The following is a 20,541-nucleotide window of genomic DNA, read 5'->3' as shown; positions in this document are numbered from 1 at the left end:
ATGTTGTATAGGAGGAAAATCGAGACTTAAAGGAAAGCTTATTCGGAAGCAGTTGCAGCAGCGGAAGAAGTTTCCGATGCTGGAGCTTTTTTCTCCTTGTGGCCTTGTTGTCCTTTGCTCTCAACAAATTTCTTAATGGAGTCCGTCATGCTGTCTTTTACTTGAGTGATCAATTGATCCTCAGTGATGCCTTTGGATTGAGCAATCTCAACGAGTGAGCTTCCTGCTTTCAGTTGGGTAGTCAGCTCATCTGTTGTAATTCCGAGGATTTTGGCCAATGTATCGTTATTAGCAAAGCCACCGAAATGATCCGGTCTGCCGAAACCGCCACCCATAGGTCCTTGCTTTTGCGTATTTTCAATCATTTTTTTCAAACGATCGGAAAGATCTGATTTTTGTTTGTCGGCTTGCTCCTGAGTTAACTTACCGGATGTCACTGCTGCATCAATATTTGCTGTTTCTGCAGCCACTAGTTTTTGCAAGAAAGCGTCCTCGGTTAACCCTGCTTTATCCTGAGCGATTTGAACTAATGTTTTCCCTTGCTTCAATTCATCCTGGATGACGCTTTGTTCAACACCCAATACGGTAGCGATTTGTTGGAACACATTGTTGCCGCGGCCTTCACCTTTGTCGCCTTTATCACCAAAGCCCTTGCCGAAGCCTGTGTTCGTAATTTCTTTGGTCAGACGATCGGTTAGATTCGTTTTCTGCTTGTCCGCCTGCTCTTGAGTGAGCTTACCGGAAGTTACCGCAGCATCGATAGTTGTTGTTTCTGCAGCCACTAATTTTTGCAAGAAGTCCTCCTGGCTTAGACCTGCTTTGTCTTGAGCGATTTGAGCTAATGTTTTGCCTTGCTTCAGCTCATCGGTGATAACGCTTTGCTCAACACCAAGCAATGTAGCTGTTTCTTTGATTACGTTGTTGCCGCCAAAGCCAAATCCTGGACGTTCGCCGCGGCCTTCCATTCCTTTTTTGAAGCCTGCCTTATCTTGTTTGGAGCTAGTATCTGAATTATTTTGAACAGTCGAGCTTGCTGTATCCTGTGCTTGAGCTTGAGTCAGAACGGCAGTCAATCCGCCTCCAAGCAGGAATCCTGCTGCGATTGTACCTGTAAGTATTTTTTTTCCTATTTGCTTCATAAGTTTCTCCACCTTTATGAATAATTTTCCTTACACATTGAAGTATAGGCTCAGATTATGAAAAACCTATGAAGCGTAGCTTAACCTCTCATTAATGTTAGCTGAAAGTGCGCTGAATAAAAGTTTCCATCCGTTTCCTTGTATACAAACTTCCAACCATTATCGTATGCTCGATGGAACAGGATGTACGTGGAGTTTGCCGCGCGGGTGAACGATGTACAGGACTTCGTATGTGTTAGAAAAAGAGGTGAGCTCTGTGCAGCTGCAAACGAATTTGGGACGGGAATATGGGAAGAAGTTTCGAAGTGGGGGGAGACTCTCATTATATCTATTTATAGTCATAGGAGTCAGCGTACTAATAGGTTCTTTTCGGATACCTACAGGCACAGGACTCAGTCGATCTTCTATTAATGGAACGAGTAAGTTAACATTGATGACATTTAATATTCGTCATGCTAAAGGTTTAGACGGTCAAGTTCGTTTGCAGTCTGTTCGGAATGCTCTGGTGCAAGGGAATGCCGACCTTATTGCGCTGCAGGAGGTTGACCGTTTTCAGGGGCGTAGCGGCCTTCAGGATCAAGCGCGTGCCTTGGCACAGTCTCTTGGCATGACGTTCGTCTATGCCCCGGCTATTAGACAAGGCGTATCTCAATATGGAATCGCTTTATTATGCCATTATCCTCTGATGAATCCACGAGTTTATCCACTTCCAGGAGAGAAGGAGCCGCGGGTTGTCTTGACTGCCGAAATGGTGATGCCATGGCCGCAAAGCGCAGCACAAGGAAATCAACAGGGGGATCGGAAGGTTATAACGATAATAACGACTCATCTGGGGGTGACCCAAGCTGACCGTGAACGCCAAATGCCTGAGCTGCTTCGTATTGTAAAAGAAATCCGAACACCGATTGTGTTGCTGGGGGATCTGAATATGGCTGATGATGACCCTTTAATGAAGGAATTAAATCAGCAGCTGCATATGGCTCCTTTACCTATTTCTGAGTCTACGGTATTACATGGGGGACAAATCGATCATATTTTTACAAGCTTTCCCGCTATGACTGATGCGTTAGCCTGGACTGAAACAACGAATGCCTCCGATCATGTGCCTGTCCTATACCAAGTTGCCTTGTCTCAGTCCGGAGATTGAAGCCATCATTCCTTCATACAGAGCATACGTTAATAGGAATGGATAAAAGGCTCTCAGGAGGTATCTATGCACGGACTTTATATAGGTAATAATCGAATGCTGATCTCAACCGTTTGGAATGGCACTCTGATTGTGCCTGCGGATGATTTGAGTCTTATGCCTCAGCTTGTGTTGTCAGGAGCAGTGGAGCTGCCTTTGACTAAATACTTAATCAATCATATGAAGCCGGGACAAACGGTGGTCGACATTGGAGCTAATGTGGGCTATTACTCCGTGCTGTTCGGGATGCTTGTAGGAGCCCAAGGCAAAGTGGTAGCCTATGAGGCGAATCCAAAAATGACCGATTATCTGAATGATTCACTTTCCATTAATTATTTGCATGACCGTACCATCGTCTATAACAAAGCGGTTTACAGTCAAAATACGGTCATTCCCGTTTACGCCAATGAGAAATTTAAAGGAAATGCTTCTATTCAAAAGCATAATGAAAATTATTTTCAACATTATAAAGAAGAGGTTCAATCCATCACCATACCAGCGGAGAAGCTAGACCAGCTTTCTTCCACTATACCCCGAATCGATCTTTTGAAAATCGATATCGAAGGAGGCGAGTATCACGCATTTCTTGGGATGGAAGAGTACTTGGCACAGCAAACGATTGAAACGATTGTATTTGAACTCAATAACGCGGCACTTCAAAACGACCTCGAGCCTTTTCATCAGTTGCTGAGGTCTTACCATGAACAGCTCGGCTATTCGTTCTATCTCATCGATTCCGAAGGCCGGCTTGTGTCTTTTCCGTTGGAAGAGATTCTTACAGGCCCTGGATTTCCATATGTCGTTATGAAGCCTGCAAGCCAAGAATAGGACAAAAACAGAAAAGAATTGCGTGTAAATGATCTCTTGCTTTTTTTTAATGGATAATTGTTGTAAACTGAATGAAAATGATGTTTTTTCATTAGAGAGCAAATTCCTCACGTTTCCGACCCCATCAAAGAGAGGCCGTTACATGAATATCAAAGAATGGAAAATGGAGCTTCGACGTCTAGCAGAGGCAGAGCGAAATGCATTGTCTCCTTCAGAGCATACCAGTAAATCGAAGCAAGTTAGTGAAGCGTTAATTCGCCGAATCGGCGAGATTATGGATGCCAGTGTCAGGCCGGGTCATCGGCCCACTTTATTTACGTATGTGCCAGTGAAATCTGAGGTCGATGTGACACCGGTTATGGAAGCTTGCTGGGCCAAGCAGTACCGTGTCCTTGTCCCCAAAGTGCAGCAGGAGCCTAAGCTTCTGAAACTGTTCGAGATAGAGTCTTATCACGATCTGGAAAAGGGCGCTTGGAATATCCCTGAGCCCGTGCCGCATGCACCGCGGTTTCATGAAATGAAACAGATCGATGTGATTCTGGTTCCAGGTTTGGCTTTTGATTTACAGTTCGGCAGATTAGGCTACGGCGGAGGCTTCTATGATCGTTTCATGCAGCAGTACGTGCGTTCCGGTTGGACTATGCCGTATATTATTGCAGGAGCCTTTGATTTGCAAATGATTAAGGAGGTTCCGATGGGATTGTTCGACTTCCGGTTGGACGAGCTGATTACGGAGGAAAGAACGCTACGCGCCTCCAAAACAGGAGGGCTGAAGAAATGAGTGATTCGACTCCGTTAACTCATTTTAATGAGCAAGGCAGAGCCCGAATGGTCGATATCTCCGACAAACAGGAGACAAGCCGTACCGCAACCGCGAGGACGACGGTATCGATGAAGCCTTCTACTTTAACCTTGATCAAGGAAGGTAGAATCGGTAAAGGCGATGTACTTGCCGTCGCACAAGTCGCCGCCGTCATGGCAGCCAAAAAAACGTCGGACTGGATTCCGATGTGTCATCCGTTATCGTTGACCGGTATTGATATCCGGTTCAGCGATAACGCTGACGACCGGCTTTATATTGAAGCGACTGTTAAGACCAAGGGCTTGACCGGGGTTGAGATGGAAGCGTTGACTGCTGTATCGGCAGCCGCATTGACTGTCTACGATATGTGTAAGGCAGCTGAGAAGGATATGGTGATTGGTCCTACTATGCTGGTTAGCAAGACTGGCGGTAAAAACGGTGATTTTCACAGAAACGACACCGAAATGTAATCACTTTACGGTACAATAAGCCCATGGAGAGGAGTAAGCTTATGCGTTGGAAAGTGGCGATTTTAACCGCAAGCGATCGAGGATCCCGGGGAGAGCGTGAGGATACGAGCGCCCAAGTGATTCGGGAGCTGATCGAAGAGGAAATTAATGGGGAAATCATTGAGTACCGTGTAGTGCCTGATGAGAAAGACGAGATTATGGCCGCGCTGATTGAAATGACCGATTATTTCAAGGTGGACCTGATCCTGACAACAGGCGGTACAGGCCTTGCCCCTCGCGATGTAACTCCGGAAGCAACTTTGGAAGTGATCGATCGACAAGCACCCGGATTTGCTGAAGCGATGCGCATGATTTCGATGCAGAAGACGCCAAGAGCGATGCTCTCGCGGGCGGTATCCGGGATTCGCGGCAGAACGCTGATCATTAATCTACCGGGTAGTCCCAAAGGCGTTTCGGAGAATTTGGCAGCCGTCATGGATCAACTGCCTCATGCTTTAGGAATCTTGACCGGTCGTGAAGGAGACCATGGGTATGAAGCCTGACGAGATGCTTCGCGAGGTGAAGGTCGAGGAAGCCATTGGGATGATGCTGGCGCATGATTTGACGCAGATTCTACCCGGGGAATTTAAAGGCAGACTGTTCAAGAAAGGCCATGTTATTCAAGAAAGCGATATTCCCGCCTTGCTGAATATAGGTAAGGAGCATATTTATGCAATGGCTCTAGAGGAAGGCTGGCTTCACGAGGATGAGGCAGCCAAGCGGATGGCCAAGGCAGCAGCAGGCATGAACGTTGTACTGACTGAGTCTCACGAAGGTAAAGTTACGCTGAAGTCTTCGATTCACGGATTGGCCAAAATACATAAGCCGCTTGTCGATGCGGTCAATGAGTTGGATCAAATCGTCATGTCCACGATAAAGACGAATACTGTCGTAAAACCAGGGCAATCGTTGACCGGGACACGGGTGATTCCTCTTATTATAGAAGAGGAAAAAATACGTGAGGTCGAGAAGCGGGCAATGGAGCCGCTGGTCGAAGTCAAGCCGTTTCGTCCCCTCCGCGTAGGTTTGATTACTACGGGGAGCGAGGTGTTCAAGGGGCGGATTCAAGATAAATTCGGGCCGATCGTTCGAGAAAAAGTGGCGGCCTTGGGCTCAGAAGTAGTAGAACAAAGGCTTGCCCCGGATGAGAGTGAAACGATTGTCAGCGAAATCCGCTATTTTTTGGAGGAGCTTAAGGTCGATTTGATTCTTGTAACCGGCGGGATGTCCGTAGACCCGGATGATCGGACTCCAGGAGCGATTAAACAGGCGGGGGCCCGTATCGTTAGCTACGGTACACCGATGTTGCCAGGTTCTATGTTGTTGATCGGATATTTGGGAGAGGTTCCAATTATGGGGCTACCCGGTTGTGTGATGCATGATCCGTATACCTCGTTCGATGTGCTTTTGCCGCGCATTTGCGCAGGAGAGCTTATAACTCGTCAAGAGATAGCCGAGATGGGATACGGAGGCTTGTACGGGTGTTAGGAGTCTATCCGACGAGATCAAACGGGTGAACATTTAGTCATTCTGGCGGTTATTCCGAGAAAGGGATGGGATTTCACCAAAATCAATCCGTCGGAAAGACTCTTAAGAACGGAAGAAATACAGTAACAAAAGGAGGTCCTATGAGTATTTCTCACATACTGCTTATTGCTCTTGTGGCGCTAGTCTTATTCGGTCCGAATAAGCTGCCTGAGCTAGGTAGGGCGCTGGGCAAAACGATGCGTGAGTTTAAGAAGACGGCTAACGATCTGATGGGCGGCTTGCAAGATGAGGAACCACAGCCTCAGCCTCAACGTAAAGATGTAACTCCTCATTCAGCACCGGCGTCTTCATCTCAAAGCAGCAGTCAGCCACAAACCGAATCGGCTCCTGCTCAGCAAGAAAGACCGGCAACGGATTCTCGCAGGCTGCCGGATTAATAGTTATTCACTTCACAGCAGGTTGGTGAACAAATGAAGGATATCGATGAAGGAATGTCATTGGTCGAGCACCTTGGCGAGCTTCGCAAAAGGATTATATGGGTACTTGTCGTGCTCATTATCGGAATGGTCATAGGCATTATTGTGGCTCAGCCGATCATTGCTTATCTTAAAACTGTATCTCCGGCTAAGGATATTACGTGGAACGTATTTTCTCCATGGGATGGCATTCGGATGTACATGAGCTTTGCATTGGTAACCGGACTCATTATTACACTACCATTTGCTTTATACCAAATATGGTCTTTTTTAAAGCCTGGTTTGAGAGAGGAAGAGCAGAAAGCATCATTGAAATTTGTACCTTTCGCTTTTCTATTGTTCCTGATCGGGTTGGCATTTGCTTATTTTGTCGTGTTTAAAATGGCATTTTTATTTACATCAGGGATCTCAGAAAAGCTAGCATTACAGGAGACCTATGGAATTTCCCAGTACTTTTCATTTATGTTCAACATTCTGATTCCGATCTCGCTTTTGTTCGAGCTTCCGATTGTCATTATGTTTCTGACACAGCTGCGGATTTTGAATCCGAATCGGCTGCACAAAATTCGCCGTTACGCCTATTTGATTTTAGTCATCGTGGCCGCCATGATTACGCCTCCAGATATGCTTTCAGCTGTCATCGTATCGGTTCCGATGATTATCCTATACGAGTGTAGCGTGCTGTTGTCAGGTATGGTATATCGTAAGCAGCTGCGCAAGGATAAAGAGTGGGAAGAGGAGTACGGTGCTAAATAAGTCTGCTTCTATCAGTCTCTGATTGGCTGAGGGCAGGCTTTTTCTTTACCTAAGAGTAAGACAAGCAAATTTTAAAGACTAGCAGGAATTTCTCGCCTTGCATTGTATTTTATTACATAAGAAAAGAACCTGATCCCCAGGATGTAAGGCCCTCGTAGGACATCGTATATTTTATTTTGGGATGGATACAATGAATGGGGTGTGAAAGTTCCGTAAAATCGGTAAAACCACTTGCAAAATTCACACAAACTGATTATCATAATAAGTGTTGTTAGCACTTAGCATATTCGAGTGCTAAAGAAAAATACGAAACAACCATAATCTAAAGGAGGCTATTTTCTCATGATCAAACCGTTGGGTGATCGCGTAGTCATTGAAGCCATTGCTAAGGAGGAAACCACAGCAAGCGGTATCGTGTTGCCAGACACTGCTAAAGAGAAACCGCAAGAAGGTAAAGTTGTAGCAGTTGGCAGCGGCGTTCTTAAAGACGGAGTGCGTGTTCCGCTTGAAGTGCAAGAAGGCGACCGTATCATTTTCTCCAAATACGCTGGCACTGAAGTGAAATTTGATGGCCGCGAGCTTCTGATTATGCGTGAAAGCGACATTCTTGCCGTTCTTGCCTAATTTAGAGGGTCTTACTTAAGTTAGCCTATTAGCTGCTGCTTTATGAGCGAGCCAGCTTTTACTTACGATGCAAATAATGGTACGACTTAAAATAAAACTACATTTTCGGGAGGGTATCACTCATGGCAAAAGATATTAAATTCAGTGAAGACGCTCGTCGCGCAATGCTGCGTGGTGTTGACGCATTGGCAAATGCCGTTAAAGTTACTTTGGGTCCTAAAGGTCGCAACGTGGTTCTGGAGAAAAAATTCGGCAGCCCGTTGATCACTAACGACGGTGTTACAATCGCTAAAGAAATCGAACTCGAAGATGCATTCGAGAACATGGGTGCTCAACTCGTTAAAGAAGTAGCAACAAAAACAAACGATGTAGCCGGTGACGGTACTACTACAGCAACAGTTCTTGCTCAAGCGATGATTCGCGAAGGCTTGAAAAACGTAACAGCTGGTGCTAACCCTATGGTTATCCGTAAAGGGATCGACAAAGCGGTTAAAGCGGCTGTAGAAGAATTGAAAAACATCTCCAAAGCAATCGAAGGCAAACAATCCATTGCACAAGTAGCGGCTATCTCCGCTGCTGACGAAGAAGTAGGCGAATTGATCGCTGAAGCTATGGAAAAAGTGGGCAAAGACGGCGTTATCACCGTTGAAGAGTCCAAAGGCTTTGCTACTGAGCTTGAAGTAGTTGAAGGTATGCAATTCGATCGTGGCTACATCTCCCCGTACATGATTACAGATACGGACAAAATGGAAGCTATCTTGGATAACCCATACATCTTGATCACAGACAAAAAAATCTCCAACATTCAAGAGATCTTGCCTGTGCTTGAAAAAGTAGTACAACAAGGCAAACCGCTTCTGATCATCGCTGAAGATGTAGAAGGCGAAGCTTTGGCAACCTTGATCATGAACAGACTTCGTGGAACATTCACTTGCGTAGCGGTTAAAGCTCCTGGCTTCGGCGACCGTCGTAAAGCTATGCTGCAAGATATCGCTGCATTGACTGGCGCACAAGTGATCACTGAAGAGCTTGGTTTGGATCTGAAATCCACTCGTCCTGAGCAATTGGGTACAGCTCGTCAAATCCGCGTAACGAAAGAAAACACAATCGTAGTAGACGGCGCAGGCGACAAAAAAGACATCGGCGCTCGTATCTCCCAAATTCGTACGCAATTGGAAGAAACAACTTCCGATTTCGACAAAGAGAAGCTGCAAGAGCGTCTGGCTAAATTGGCTGGCGGCGTAGCAGTAATCAAAGTTGGAGCAGCTACTGAGACTGAGTTGAAAGAACGCAAGCTTCGCATCGAAGATGCTCTGAACGCAACTCGTGCAGCGGTTGAAGAAGGTATCGTTTCTGGTGGTGGTACAGCCCTCGTTAACGTATACAATGCAGTAGCAGCAGTTAAGTCCTCCGGCGACGAGCAAACAGGCGTAAACATCGTTCTACGCGCTCTGGAAGAGCCTGTACGCACAATCGCAGCTAACGCTGGTCAAGAAGGCTCCGTTATCGTTGAGCGCTTGAAAAAAGAAGCTGTAGGCATCGGCTACAACGCTGCTACCGGCGAGTGGGTTAACATGTTCGAATCCGGTATCGTTGACCCTGCTAAAGTAACACGTTCCGCATTGCAAAACGCAGCATCCGTTGCGGCTATGTTCTTGACAACCGAAGCGGTTATCGCGGACAAACCAGAAAAAGACAAACCAGCTATGCCTGACATGGGCGGCATGGGTGGAATGGGCGGCATGATGTAATCCATCAGCCTCCAAGTAAAGAACCGGCAGCTATCACTTTCGAGTGAGGGCTGCCGGTTTTTTTGTATGCACATAAGTTTATGAAACAATAAATAATATTCAAATCGATTAAAGAGTTCTGCTCCTTGAGTTGGAAGTTCACTCAGATAAAGTTTTAAGTCGTATAGACCTAAAAGCCTTGTTAGAGGATTACCAATTACCTTGAATATGTTATTACGCTGATGAAATGAATAACGTGGACAAGGAGATTATTATGAATATCTGCAAGAGCTTAGAGGGGGAGAGTTTAGACTTTTTATGTAATGAATCCTCTGGCACATTGGGCATCTAGAAACCAGCGAGAGCGGAAGAACCTAGAGCTCGCCTCATCTTAATGGATTAATGGCTTTTCGGTAGCCTATATGGTTCTTTCTTCAATAGGGTCAACAGGGTGGGTATCCCTTTCTTGAAGTCAAGAATAGACACAAAGGTGATATGCTCGGGTTTCGTAGAATGTAAGATCAGACGAAAAAAGACCCGATACCGAAGTATCGAGTCTTCTTTTAAAGATATTAGTTAATGAAGTTCGCAACGCTCAAGAAACGTTTCAGCATAGTAGCTGATTGTGCGCGAGTAGCTTGGCTTGCGGAACCGATAGTATCATCAGTCATACCGTTGATCAAACCAGCGTTGATCGCAGCAGCGATTTCTTTTTGAGCCCATACGATTTTGTTGGAATCTTTAAATTTGCTCAGTACGGATTGTGGATCCGTAACATTTGTAGCGATGTCAGCATAGTTCATTGCACGGATAACCATAGCTGCCAACTCTTCACGAGTGATTTGAGCGTCTGGACGGAAAGTTTTGTCCTCGTAGCCATCGATGATACCAGCTTTAGCAGCTGTAGCTACAGTGCTTGCATACCAAGCATCGGATTTCACGTCTGTAAAGTTGCTAGTTGCTGTTGCGGAAGACAAGCCCAAAGAACGAACTACCAATGCTGCAAATTCAGCACGTGTGATGTTACGGTCTGGTTGGAACGCAGTGTCAGTTGCACCGTCAACAACCAATTTGTTAGCAAGAAGTTCTACATCAGCTTTAGACCAGTGGGAAGCCACATCAGCAAAGCTTTTGTTGGATTCAACCACAGTGTAGATGCTGCTGCCGTTACGTTTCAAAGTAGCTGTCGTTTTACCATCTGCAGTTGCAAAAGTGGAAGGAACGAAGCTAAGTTTTTTCGTTGTTTCGTTGTATACAACACCAGTTACTTTGTTAGAATCAACAGTTTTGGAAACATTGATGGAGCGAGATTCATAGGTTTTACCGAAGTCAACCGCTGCAGTCTTGCTACCGTTATCCACTGCTACCACATTAAAGTCTACAGCGTCAGCTACTTGAGTACCACCCAATGCTGTTGCAGCAGCTTTTACAGCGTCTGCAGTTGCGCCAGTTACTTTTGCGATAGATACTTTAATTTTCATATCTTTCACTTCAACGCCAAGCGTTTTAGCAAGATCGTCCAATTTAAGTACGGAAAGAGGAAGAGTCAAAGTACCATTGCTGTTAACCAAAACGATTTTCTTACCAGCTTTTACTGCATCAACCAATGCGGAAGCAGGAAGAAGGGCAAGGTCACCGGAAAGGTTCAAAGTAACAGTGTCGTTGTTAGCCAAAGCGTTAGTCAAAGTGCTAGCATCAACGGAACCGTCGCTGCTTACGGAGATAGTACCGCCAGTGCTAACACCGCCGCCACCACCACCGCCGCCACCGTGGCTGCTGCCGCCAGTGCTTGTGGAAGTGTTATTTACTGTAGAGTAAACGGAATCACCTACTGAAACTACACCATCTTTATAAACAGTAGTATTTACAGTCAACGAACCGTAACCATAAATGCTGGAAGCTTGGATATCGTAGTACCATCCTTTACCAGCTTCATATTTGTTGTTGTAAACAGCTTTAGTTGTTGTCAGGAACTTACCGTCAGGGCTATAAACGTTTACGTAAACAGCGCTTCCTACGCTTGCATCAGCATAAACGTCGGAATATACGCTACCTGATACGGAGCCATTTTTATAAGTCAAACTCGAAAATCCAGTTGCGGCGAAAGCCAGCACAGGAATCATCATTGCGATAACAAGCATTAAAGATAACAGTGCAGATATTTTCTTAACAAAAGTACGATTTAACACTAGGTTTCTCCTCCTATTTCTTTCTCTGTTTGATCCATTTTGAAGATTATAATTCGCCATTATCGTCATTCACCTCCTTTCTCGACGGGAGTTATATAACAAGGCCAAGGCCTATGTTAAGTAATTTTAAAGAAACATAAAACCCATTCTAACATCTCTCAACTAGAAATGGTAGCATTTTGCTTACGAAAATTGATACCCAAATAATAGAACGTTATTTAGCGGAAAAAGTTGCGTTTACCAGCTTGTTAATTTCATCCTTTTCTTTTGGATCTTTGGCAATCAGCTTATTGTATAAGGATTGGTCGGTTTTATTTTGCTTCTGAAGTGAAGCTAAGTACCATCTAGCCATCTCAACATTCATCTGATCATTGAATTGGTCGCTTAGTTCGAACTTTAAGAAAGACTCTGCAGAAGCATATTTACCGTGCATATAATCGATCTGTCCTAGGGTGAACGCTATATTTTTAGTTAAACCAAAAGCACGTCCTTGCAACTGTTCTTTAGGAAGCAATTCTAGTTCCTTGGATTTCTCTAAAATGGTGTTATAGGTTGCTACGGCTTGATTCCAATATTGTTCCGCCTGTGTATTATTTTTCGCAGACTGTGCTCTGCTACCCAAATCAAAGTTCATTAAAATATTTTTTTCATAAAGAGTAATATCCCAAGGGAAATTATTAATCTCTTTATTAACTAGCTCGAGCGCTTTAGGGAGCTGACCTTTAATGGCTAAAGTGTAAACTTCCTTATCAATCAGAGCTCGGTTATGTGGTTCTTTTGCCCTAGTCTTTTGAATAAGATCAACAGCTTGATTGTAAAAATTTTCATCCTTTGTTTGACTATAGGCTTGAAGTAAAAGATCAATTTTATAAGAAGCATAATCAGGATGGTTAGGAAGTTCATTCAACGCGTTATTTAATGGAACGAAAATTTCGTTAATGCTTTTATTGGACTGTGCTAATGATAAAGTAGACTGAAAGTTACTATTCGCATTAAGCATTTTAGTTGAACTGAAGAACATAAAGATGGATACTATAACAAGTAATGTCGGATAAATCCATTTGTATTTATTGATTTTAAGCCACTTTTCAGATAATAAGAGCTGCTCAGGATTGGAAATCATTCCACCAAGTGAAAGGAATAGAAGTATCCCCAAATATACATAGCTCAGATCAAAGTCAATCATACTATGAACAAGTAACGAAATTGTGACAATAAAGAAAACATGACGATCCGAACTCTCTTGCGTAGTTGCAGTTTTAATAAATTGACGAATATATAAATAAAAGATATAGACTAGGAATGCAAGGAGTATCAAAATGCCTACAATCCCTGTTTCAACTAAGTACTGAATGAAGAAGTTATGTGCTTGTCTACTTACATAAGGATTGTTTTGATACTTCTCGTACAGAGCAGCCCAAGCTCCTCCGCCTCCGCCGAAAACAGGGTAATCCTCAAATAGTTTAACAGAGTCTTTATAAAAGGTTCCTCTCTCAAGAACACTATGCTGTTCAAAGTTAATGGTCTCAATGCGATGTTTGATGTAGTCAGGGAATAAATTTATAGCTCCCGTATTACCAAATACTACAAAGATCCCTAAGCAGCCGATGATTAATGCTGCAGCAGGTAAGATTATATTTGCAAACCGATTCTTGATTCGAGAGTTGAAAAAATCATCTACTTTGGGAAACACAAAATGTTGAAGTAACCAGGAAATTATTGCGCATCCTACGGAAGATCCAATTAGTATCCATAATCCACTTGCTGCTGTAGACAGGTCTTGGTGAAGGTGAAACTGTTCGCCTACTAAAGTGATTTTATTTAATATAATCAGTGAAATCACTGAGGATATACCAAGGTGGATAAAAATAAAGATTTGTTTCGTTATTTTCATAAACGGTAAAATCAATAACAAAACAATCGGCAGTATGACTAATCCGCCCCTAGATAAAGTAAGCAGCAAAGATAGGATCATAGGAACGAGCATAAAAGCATGAATAGCAATAGTAAGTGGTTTACGCTTTGTTACTACTAGATATACAGCTGCAAGCAATAAAGCAATTAAAAGAGCCGCATAGGAGTTGGCATACTGAAACGTTGATGTAAGGCGTAATTGGTTACTGGCCATCATGACTGCATCTTTATATTCCATATTAGGAACATCAACGAACCACTGGATAAGTTTTGCGGCGAATTCTTTGTACCCAAGCCAATTGATCATGCCAAACCAAACAATTACATAACCAGACAACATAATACAGTATGTTAATATACGATTTCCCAGGGAACTCCTACATAAATAAATACCTAGTACAAAAAATACTGCGTAAAGCATCTCAATATATACCATGTTGGTCGCATAATAGTGGGATGCTTCATTTATTTTGGCTAGTAAAAAAGTAATAGGTAGAAGCCATACCAAAATACTTAAAATATCTCCGTGATCCTTCAATTTCCAATTATAAAACAAAAAAAGTGAAACAATAAACATGATAAGAAAGCCCCAGACTAAAGAACTGTAAATAGGTCTTTCAAAGTCATAAGTATTGCCATTAAATAGTGCCTTTTGAAATGGTGCCCAGAACATAAAAAGGACTAAAAAAATACTGAGAAACCAAAATAATATGGATGTGTTCCCTTCACGTTCCAGTTGCTTATTTTTCTTATACATGAGAATACTCCTTTTGCTGAATGGCGCTTGTAATAAAACTTCTTATTTCTTCTTTGAAGCGTAACTCATTAAACTGATTTGCATGTTGACGAATCATATGCGGATTGAATGAGATTGAGTTATATCGATTAATGGCTTGAACCAAACTATTCGCAGTAGGTTCGTAAAAGAAAATACCGGTTTTACCATCAACTACGGTTTCAAGAGCACCACCTTTTCCAAAAGCAATGACTGGCTTACCGTTTGCTTGGGCTTCTAGAGGTGTAATTCCAAAATCCTCTTCACCAGCTAATATAAAAGCTTTGCAGTTAGAGTAATACTTGGATATGACTTCGTCTGATTGATATCCCAAGAGTTGAACGGTTGGTCCAGCTAGCTTTTGAAGCCTGTTTCGATCATATCCATCACCAATAATAACCAAGGGTAATTTTAGCAGGTTGAAAGCTTCTATTACAAGATCGATCCGTTTGTATGGTATTAGTCGTGATACAATCAAAAAATAATCCCCAGGCTCTCCCGCAAAATCAAAGCGCTCGAAAGAGACGGGGGGGTGTATGACATGGCTTTCGCGATTGTAATATTTTTTTATTCTATTTGAAACGTTGATTGAATTGGCGATGTAGTGATCAACTCTTTGAGAATTAATGGCATCCCAGTTACGTAATTTATGAAGAATAAAAGGTAATACATTCTTATAGATAGGATTATTGATTTCCCCTAAATACTGATGATATAAATCCCATACATACCTCATTGGCGTATGGCAGTAACATATATGCAACTGCGAAGGATTTGTAATGATTCCTTTTGCAAAGGCACTGGAGGAGCTCAAAATTACATCATAGCCGCGTAAATCGAAGCTTTCAACAGCGTGTGGTAAGAGGCTGAGCATTTTTTTGTAGTGTTTTTTGGAAAAGGGAACATTTTGTATGAATGAATTAGTAATATTTGCTTCCCTAAAACGGTCTGGCATCTTATTTAGATCAGATAATATAGTATAAACTGGGGCCTCAGGGAACATGTCCATAAAGCATTCCAAGACTCGTTCTGCGCCACCGTACTGATTAAGATAATCGTGAACAAGTGCGATTTTCATTAGAAAGCCTCCTTTCTACAGTTAAGAGTTCATTTGTTTAGAACCTTATAATAAATGTTTTTTGTCTCTTTAGCGGTTTTTTCCCAGGTAAACTGGCCAGATTGTTGTATGGCTAGCTGAGAATAGTGTTTCCTTAAGCTTTCGTTAGAAATCAATTTATGGATTGCCTCAGCCCATTCAGAATGGGCGTCTGGTTTGATTAAAAAACCGGAATCCTCGATAATTTCAGGAATGGATGATATGTCAGAACCAATAACTGGGGTCCCACATTGCATGGCTTCTAGTAAAGGTAACCCAAAACCTTCATATATTGAAGGCATAACAAACACTGAGGCAGCACTATAAATAGCAGGAAGGTCAACATCATCAATAAATCCTGTAAATATAACATCTCCTTCCAAATTATTTTGTTTCACCCAATCGAAAATAGGATTGTACTTCCATCCCTTAGCGCCTACAATAACAAGTTTTTCGGAATAGTTGTAGTTTTGCTTTAAGAGTAAATAGGCCTTTAGAAGTCCAGTCAAATTTTTTCTTGGTTCTAAGGTACCCACAAATAAAATGTATTTTTCAGGAAGAGCATATTTATTTAAAATGGAACTTGCATCAGGTACAAATTGAAAGTGTTCATCTGCAGATAAATGGACAACATCAATCTTCTCCTCGGAAATATGGAGTAAGTCGATAATATCTTGCTTTGTTTGAAAAGAGTCAGCGATAATATGATCACTTTTTAGAGCACTATATGGAACCCATTTACTGTGATGACTGAGTATTCGTTCACTTGTAGATTCAGGATATCTCATGTAGGCAAGGTCATGAATGGTGATAACAGTTTTTCCTTTCCAAGAAGGAGTATAAGTAAAATTAGTACCATGAAAAATATCGGCTTTGAATCGAGAAATCATATCATAAGGTAAATGGTAAAGAAAATTAGGCTTACACAGTCTTCGAAGCACTTTATAAGGATACACATTGTTTATTAAATGAATATGAAAATCACGTTTTAATGATAAAACGTGATTTTCACGTATAGCTTTTGCAATTCGGTTGAATGCTAAGTACACTTCAAAATCTTCGTCACACGATAACTGCTTACTCAGACACTCAACATACCTTGCTATGCCTGATCGTGGTCCTAGCAGCGGCTGACCATCCAAATAAACGTTCAAGATTAATAAGCTCCTTCACCTTTTATAACGACAGGAATCGTTTTAAGTAAGATTTTGATATCAAAAGTAATACTCCAATTTTCAATGTAATAGACATCAAGATTCATCCATTGTTGGAAAGATAAATCACTTCGACCACTTACCTGCCACAAACCAGTTATACCAGGAAGCACTTCGAGTCTTCGCCACTCCCAGTCTCCATAGCGTTCCACCTCGTTCGGTAAAGGAGGCCTAGGCCCGACTAAACTCATATCGCCTTTGAGAACGTTAAAAAGCTGTGGTAATTCATCAATTGAGTACTTTCTGATAAATCGCCCTACCTTTGTAATACGAGGGTCATCCTTCATTTTAAAAGCAATTCCATCCATTTCATTTTTATCTTGAAGCTTTTTTAAGATGACGTCTGCTTCTGTAACCATAGATCGAAATTTTAACATATGAAATTGTTTTCCATTTTTTCCTATGCGTTTCTGTTTATAAATGATACTTCCTTTAGAATCTATCTTAATAGCAATGGATGTCATAATAAATATTGGAGATATGATAAAGATTAATAATGAGGACGCAATAATATCAATCAATCTTTTGGCTGCGAGACCTATTCCTCTCATGGGTGTTTTAACCAGAGTTACGACAGGTAGTGTGTTAATATTGCCAATTTGAACTGTGCTCATAACAAGATTGTATAAGTCAGGAACAATTTTAATTTGAATATCTAATTTTCGTAAATCCGTTATAAGCTTATTCACAAGATCCCTCTCTGAGGGAATTGTTACAATAATTTCTTCAATTAGATTTTCTTTTAGTACTTCATTTAATCTGGAAATTGGACCCAAGTATTTGTGATTATTAACATTATTACACTCGTAATCGTCCACAAAACCCACAATTTTATATCCTAAATAACGATAATTTGATAATTCTTCCATGAGTAATTTCCCAACTTTTCCAGCACCTACAATAACCACATTCTTACTGACTACCCCTTGACGTGCTAACTGACTATAGACAAGTCTTTTAACACTTCTAATAGTGCAAGAAGCTATAATGGCCAGCAACCAATAGCTTACAATAACTAATCTTGAAAAGTCCGTATATTTTAATATAAAACTTACACCAATAGTTATTAGAATAGCGAAGGAAAAAGCTTTAACAACTTTATAAAGTTCATCTGCGAGACCAGAACCAGATCTGAATTGAAATAATTGATATCGGTACATAAAAATGATGTAGGTTGTCGAAGAGATTATATAGAATACTACATAATTAATAAATCGTGGGGAGTCAACATTCCATAAAGTAAGATCTCTATCAAACTCTTGAGCAATACGATATTCATATAAGAAAAAGAATACGAGACTAATAGAAAAAGCTTCAAGCAATATAAACAATGTTGCAAGTAAACTAGAATAACTTTTTTTTGTTTCCAATTTTTTATTTATTTCTATTGTTGGAATCAATTGTTCTTTTTTAGATTTTGATGTTGCATATGAGTAATTCAAGTTCTAAAACCTCCGATAATTCGACGTTATCTAATATAATTCTATTCTGAAAAGGTTACTTAATGCAACTAAACATATTGGCAATTCAATGGAGTGAAAAATTATTATGCATACTTACTTAATAAATACTTAGATTTAACGATGATCGACTAAGATTTTCATTCTATTATACTAATGATTTGGTGTTGGAAACAAATAATTCCAGAAAAGATTGCTTTGCAGTAATTTATTAGGCTATAATATTGTGAGTTAATTTCGCGTATTATGTCGATAAACAGGAGGGGAAGACATGACCATTACCGCAGTGATTATGGCTGGCGGAAAAGGTGAGCGATTCTGGCCTAAAAGCCGAACCAACCTACCAAAACAGTTTTTAAATATATCAGGAAATAAATCCATGATACAACAAACTATATCCCGACTTGAAAAACTAATAGATATTTCACGAATTTTTATAGTAACAAATGAACTTTATGCTGAATTAATCCACGCTCAATTACCGAGTCTCCCTATTGAAAATATTATTATTGAGCCTATTGGTAGAAACACAGCTCCATGTGTAGGGATTGCATCTCTTATTATTGAAGAAAAATATCCAGATAGTACAATGGTTGTTTTACCATCCGATCATATTATCGAAAATGAAGAAGGATTTATAAAAATTCTTAAGACTGCTGTTGAAGTCTCGCAAGAAGGCAATAATCTTGTTACATTGGGAATTAAGCCGACATATCCGGAAACGGGTTATGGATATATCGAAAGTACGAAACAAGTAAGTAAGGTTAATGACCTAGAAGTTCATAAAGTGAGTAAATTTGTAGAAAAGCCAGATTCGGAAACAGCACAAGCATATTTAGATTCAGGCAGCTTTTTTTGGAATAGTGGCATTTTTATTTGGAAGACTGCTGTTATTAGACAATATATTAAAGAACTTATGCCTGATATGCATGATGTTTTAGAAACTCTGAAATCAGCGTTCGAAACAAATATAGATCGAAACGAACTAATTCGAAATGAATTTTTTAGAATGCCAGATCAATCAATTGATTATGGCATTATGGAAAAAGTTAATAATATTTATGTTATTCCTTGTGTTTTTGGTTGGGATGATGTGGGCAGTTGGACTGCACTGGACCGAATAAATGATCATGATGAGAATGGCAATGTAATTAAAGGAAACATCCTTAATCTAGATACCAAAAGATGCATCATTGAAAGTAATGGTAAGCTCGTCGCTACCTTGGGAATCGAAGATCTCATTATCGTGGATACAGAGGATGTAACATTAATTTGTACAAAAGAAAAAGCACAAGAAATAAAATTGCTTTTAAAAGAGTTAAGGACACAGAAACTTGAAAAATATTTATAGCATGATAATTAAATATGAGGAGCCATTAGAAAATGACTAAAACTGCATTAATTACAGGTATTACTGGACAAGACGGTTCGTATTTAGCTGAATTATTACTTTCAAAAGGCTACAGGGTATTTGGTCTTCGTAGAAGGACTAGTGTACCTATTATGGATAACATCGAACATATTAAGAACGAAATTGAGTTTATTGAAGGAGATTTGCTTGATTTGGGATCCTTAATACAAGCCGTTCGCTTGTCTAACCCTGATGAAGTATATAACCTTGCAGCACAATCATTTGTTGGAACTTCGTGGGAACAGCCTGTTTTAACTGGCCAGGTTACCGGGATAGGTGTTACAAATATGTTGGAAGCTGTTAGATTAACAAAGCCTGAAGCTAAGTTTTATCAAGCATCAAGTAGTGAAATGTTTGGTAAAGTAGTGGAAACTCCTCAGAAAGAGACAACGCCTTTTTATCCCAGAAGTCCATATGGTGTAGCTAAAGTTTACGGTCACTGGATTACGGTCAACTATCGCGAAAGCTTTAATATGTTTGCTTGCTCAGGTATTTTGTTTAACCATGAATCCCCTCGCCGCGGAGTTGAGTTTGTTACACGTAAGGTCACTGATGCGGTTGCTCGGATAAAGCTTGGTATGCAAAAAGAATTGAGAATGGGTAATTTGGATGCAAAGAGAGACTGGGGATTCGCGGGGGATTATGTAAAAGCAATGTATTTAATGCTTCAACAAGAGAAACCCGATGATTATGTAATATCAACTGGTGAAATGCATACTGTCCATGAACTGGTTGAAATTGCTTTTGGACATGTAGGTTTGCGGTGGCAAGATTATGTTGTGATAGATCCGAAATTCGTTCGTCCAGCAGAAGTAGATCTTCTATTAGGAGACTGTACAAAAGCTAAGAATAAATTAGGTTGGGAATTGGAAGTAGGTTTTGAGCAGTTAGTTACAATGATGGTTGAGAGTGATTTAAATAGAATTTCAAAGCTAAAGGTGTAG

The 20,541-nt window shown here is 41.1% G+C and carries 18 protein-coding genes; 12 read left to right on the top strand and 6 right to left on the bottom strand.

Annotated features, from left to right (window positions below):
• Positions 1-38 precede the first annotated feature (38 nt).
• Complete coding sequence (locus tag BP97_RS38480; protein WP_051621228.1) at positions 39-1,139, bottom strand: hypothetical protein; 1,101 nt, start codon at positions 1,137-1,139, stop codon at positions 39-41.
• Between the two features lie 256 nt (positions 1,140-1,395).
• Between BP97_RS38480 and BP97_RS0134335 the strand changes: the two genes are divergently transcribed.
• From BP97_RS0134335 to groL, 10 genes are all read left to right on the top strand, one after another.
• Positions 1,396-2,286, top strand: a complete 891-nt coding sequence (locus BP97_RS0134335) for an endonuclease/exonuclease/phosphatase family protein (RefSeq protein WP_197035587.1) — start codon at positions 1,396-1,398, stop codon at positions 2,284-2,286.
• A 66-nt stretch (positions 2,287-2,352) separates the two neighbouring features.
• The gene (locus BP97_RS0134330) at positions 2,353-3,153 is read left to right on the top strand and encodes an FkbM family methyltransferase (RefSeq protein ID WP_028553114.1); all 801 of its coding nucleotides are present in this window, start codon (positions 2,353-2,355) and stop codon (positions 3,151-3,153) included.
• A 142-nt stretch (positions 3,154-3,295) separates the two neighbouring features.
• Complete coding sequence (locus BP97_RS0134325; protein ID WP_028553113.1) at positions 3,296-3,934, top strand: 5-formyltetrahydrofolate cyclo-ligase; 639 nt, start codon at positions 3,296-3,298, stop codon at positions 3,932-3,934.
• Positions 3,931-4,425, top strand: a complete 495-nt coding sequence (gene moaC / locus BP97_RS0134320) for a cyclic pyranopterin monophosphate synthase MoaC (protein ID WP_028553112.1) — start codon at positions 3,931-3,933, stop codon at positions 4,423-4,425. The genes BP97_RS0134325 and moaC overlap by 4 nt, the downstream gene beginning before the upstream one ends.
• Positions 4,426-4,466: 41 nt before the next feature.
• Positions 4,467-4,967 (top strand): molybdopterin adenylyltransferase, encoded by a 501-nt coding sequence (mog, locus tag BP97_RS0134315; protein WP_028553111.1) that lies wholly within the window; start codon positions 4,467-4,469, stop codon positions 4,965-4,967.
• Positions 4,957-5,952, top strand: coding sequence for a molybdopterin-binding protein (locus tag BP97_RS0134310; protein ID WP_028553110.1), 996 nt, complete (start codon positions 4,957-4,959; stop codon positions 5,950-5,952). Before mog ends, BP97_RS0134310 begins: the two co-directional genes overlap by 11 nt.
• A 140-nt stretch (positions 5,953-6,092) precedes the next feature.
• On the top strand, positions 6,093-6,389 hold the full coding sequence (gene tatA, locus BP97_RS0134305; protein WP_028553109.1) for a twin-arginine translocase TatA/TatE family subunit: 297 nt from the start codon (positions 6,093-6,095) through the stop codon (positions 6,387-6,389).
• Positions 6,390-6,422: 33 nt separating this feature from the next.
• Positions 6,423-7,184 carry a twin-arginine translocase subunit TatC gene (tatC, locus tag BP97_RS0134300; protein ID WP_028553108.1) on the top strand — a complete coding sequence of 254 codons (762 nt, stop codon included), beginning with the start codon at positions 6,423-6,425 and terminating at the stop codon, positions 7,182-7,184.
• A gap of 342 nt (positions 7,185-7,526) precedes the next feature.
• Positions 7,527-7,808 (top strand): co-chaperone GroES, encoded by a 282-nt coding sequence (groES, locus tag BP97_RS0134295; RefSeq protein WP_028553107.1) that lies wholly within the window; start codon positions 7,527-7,529, stop codon positions 7,806-7,808.
• 122 nt (positions 7,809-7,930) lie between these two features.
• On the top strand, positions 7,931-9,559 hold the full coding sequence (gene groL / locus BP97_RS0134290) for a chaperonin GroEL (protein WP_028553106.1): 1,629 nt from the start codon (positions 7,931-7,933) through the stop codon (positions 9,557-9,559).
• A gap of 551 nt (positions 9,560-10,110) precedes the next feature.
• Here the strand turns inward: groL and BP97_RS0134285 are convergent.
• From BP97_RS0134285 to BP97_RS0134265, 5 genes are all read right to left on the bottom strand, one after another.
• The gene (locus BP97_RS0134285; RefSeq protein ID WP_028553105.1) at positions 10,111-11,727 is read right to left on the bottom strand and encodes an S-layer homology domain-containing protein; all 1,617 of its coding nucleotides are present in this window, start codon (positions 11,725-11,727) and stop codon (positions 10,111-10,113) included.
• Positions 11,728-11,941: 214 nt separating this feature from the next.
• Positions 11,942-14,398 (bottom strand): O-antigen ligase family protein, encoded by a 2,457-nt coding sequence (locus BP97_RS0134280; RefSeq protein ID WP_036747095.1) that lies wholly within the window; start codon positions 14,396-14,398, stop codon positions 11,942-11,944.
• The gene (locus BP97_RS0134275) at positions 14,391-15,494 is read right to left on the bottom strand and encodes a glycosyltransferase (protein ID WP_028553103.1); all 1,104 of its coding nucleotides are present in this window, start codon (positions 15,492-15,494) and stop codon (positions 14,391-14,393) included. The genes BP97_RS0134280 and BP97_RS0134275 overlap by 8 nt, the downstream gene beginning before the upstream one ends.
• Before the next feature lie 29 nt (positions 15,495-15,523).
• Complete coding sequence (locus BP97_RS38475) at positions 15,524-16,666, bottom strand: glycosyltransferase family 4 protein (RefSeq protein ID WP_051621226.1); 1,143 nt, start codon at positions 16,664-16,666, stop codon at positions 15,524-15,526.
• Positions 16,667-16,668: 2 nt separating this feature from the next.
• Positions 16,669-18,168 (bottom strand): sugar transferase, encoded by a 1,500-nt coding sequence (locus BP97_RS0134265; protein WP_028553102.1) that lies wholly within the window; start codon positions 18,166-18,168, stop codon positions 16,669-16,671.
• A gap of 289 nt (positions 18,169-18,457) precedes the next feature.
• Here BP97_RS0134265 and BP97_RS0134260 point away from each other — a divergent pair, with 289 nt between their 5' ends.
• Entirely contained in the window at positions 18,458-19,537 is a 1,080-nt protein-coding gene (locus tag BP97_RS0134260) for a mannose-1-phosphate guanylyltransferase (protein ID WP_028553101.1), read from the top strand.
• 32 nt (positions 19,538-19,569) lie between these two features.
• Complete coding sequence (gene gmd / locus BP97_RS0134255) at positions 19,570-20,541, top strand: GDP-mannose 4,6-dehydratase (RefSeq protein WP_028553100.1); 972 nt, start codon at positions 19,570-19,572, stop codon at positions 20,539-20,541.

Origin of the sequence: Paenibacillus sp. UNC451MF (genome assembly GCF_000686845.1) — a bacterium.
Taxonomy (GTDB): Bacteria; Bacillota; Bacilli; order Paenibacillales; family NBRC-103111; genus Paenibacillus_S.
The sequence above is the reverse complement of the archived record's forward strand: the minus strand, read 5'-3'. Positions and strand labels throughout refer to the sequence as shown.

Coding starts and splice junctions, on each gene's coding strand:
- BP97_RS38480 (WP_051621228.1), bottom strand. CDS start 1,139: ATGAAGCAAATAGGAAAAAAAATACTTACAGGTACAATCGCAGCAGGA.
- BP97_RS0134280 (WP_036747095.1), bottom strand. CDS start 14,398: ATGTATAAGAAAAATAAGCAACTGGAACGTGAAGGGAACACATCCATA.
- groES (WP_028553107.1), top strand. CDS start 7,527: ATGATCAAACCGTTGGGTGATCGCGTAGTCATTGAAGCCATTGCTAAG.
- mog (WP_028553111.1), top strand. CDS start 4,467: ATGCGTTGGAAAGTGGCGATTTTAACCGCAAGCGATCGAGGATCCCGG.
- BP97_RS0134260 (WP_028553101.1), top strand. CDS start 18,458: ATGACCATTACCGCAGTGATTATGGCTGGCGGAAAAGGTGAGCGATTC.
- tatC (WP_028553108.1), top strand. CDS start 6,423: ATGAAGGATATCGATGAAGGAATGTCATTGGTCGAGCACCTTGGCGAG.
- BP97_RS0134310 (WP_028553110.1), top strand. CDS start 4,957: ATGAAGCCTGACGAGATGCTTCGCGAGGTGAAGGTCGAGGAAGCCATT.
- gmd (WP_028553100.1), top strand. CDS start 19,570: ATGACTAAAACTGCATTAATTACAGGTATTACTGGACAAGACGGTTCG.
- groL (WP_028553106.1), top strand. CDS start 7,931: ATGGCAAAAGATATTAAATTCAGTGAAGACGCTCGTCGCGCAATGCTG.
- moaC (WP_028553112.1), top strand. CDS start 3,931: ATGAGTGATTCGACTCCGTTAACTCATTTTAATGAGCAAGGCAGAGCC.
- BP97_RS0134330 (WP_028553114.1), top strand. CDS start 2,353: ATGCACGGACTTTATATAGGTAATAATCGAATGCTGATCTCAACCGTT.
- tatA (WP_028553109.1), top strand. CDS start 6,093: ATGAGTATTTCTCACATACTGCTTATTGCTCTTGTGGCGCTAGTCTTA.
- BP97_RS0134275 (WP_028553103.1), bottom strand. CDS start 15,494: ATGAAAATCGCACTTGTTCACGATTATCTTAATCAGTACGGTGGCGCA.
- BP97_RS0134325 (WP_028553113.1), top strand. CDS start 3,296: ATGAATATCAAAGAATGGAAAATGGAGCTTCGACGTCTAGCAGAGGCA.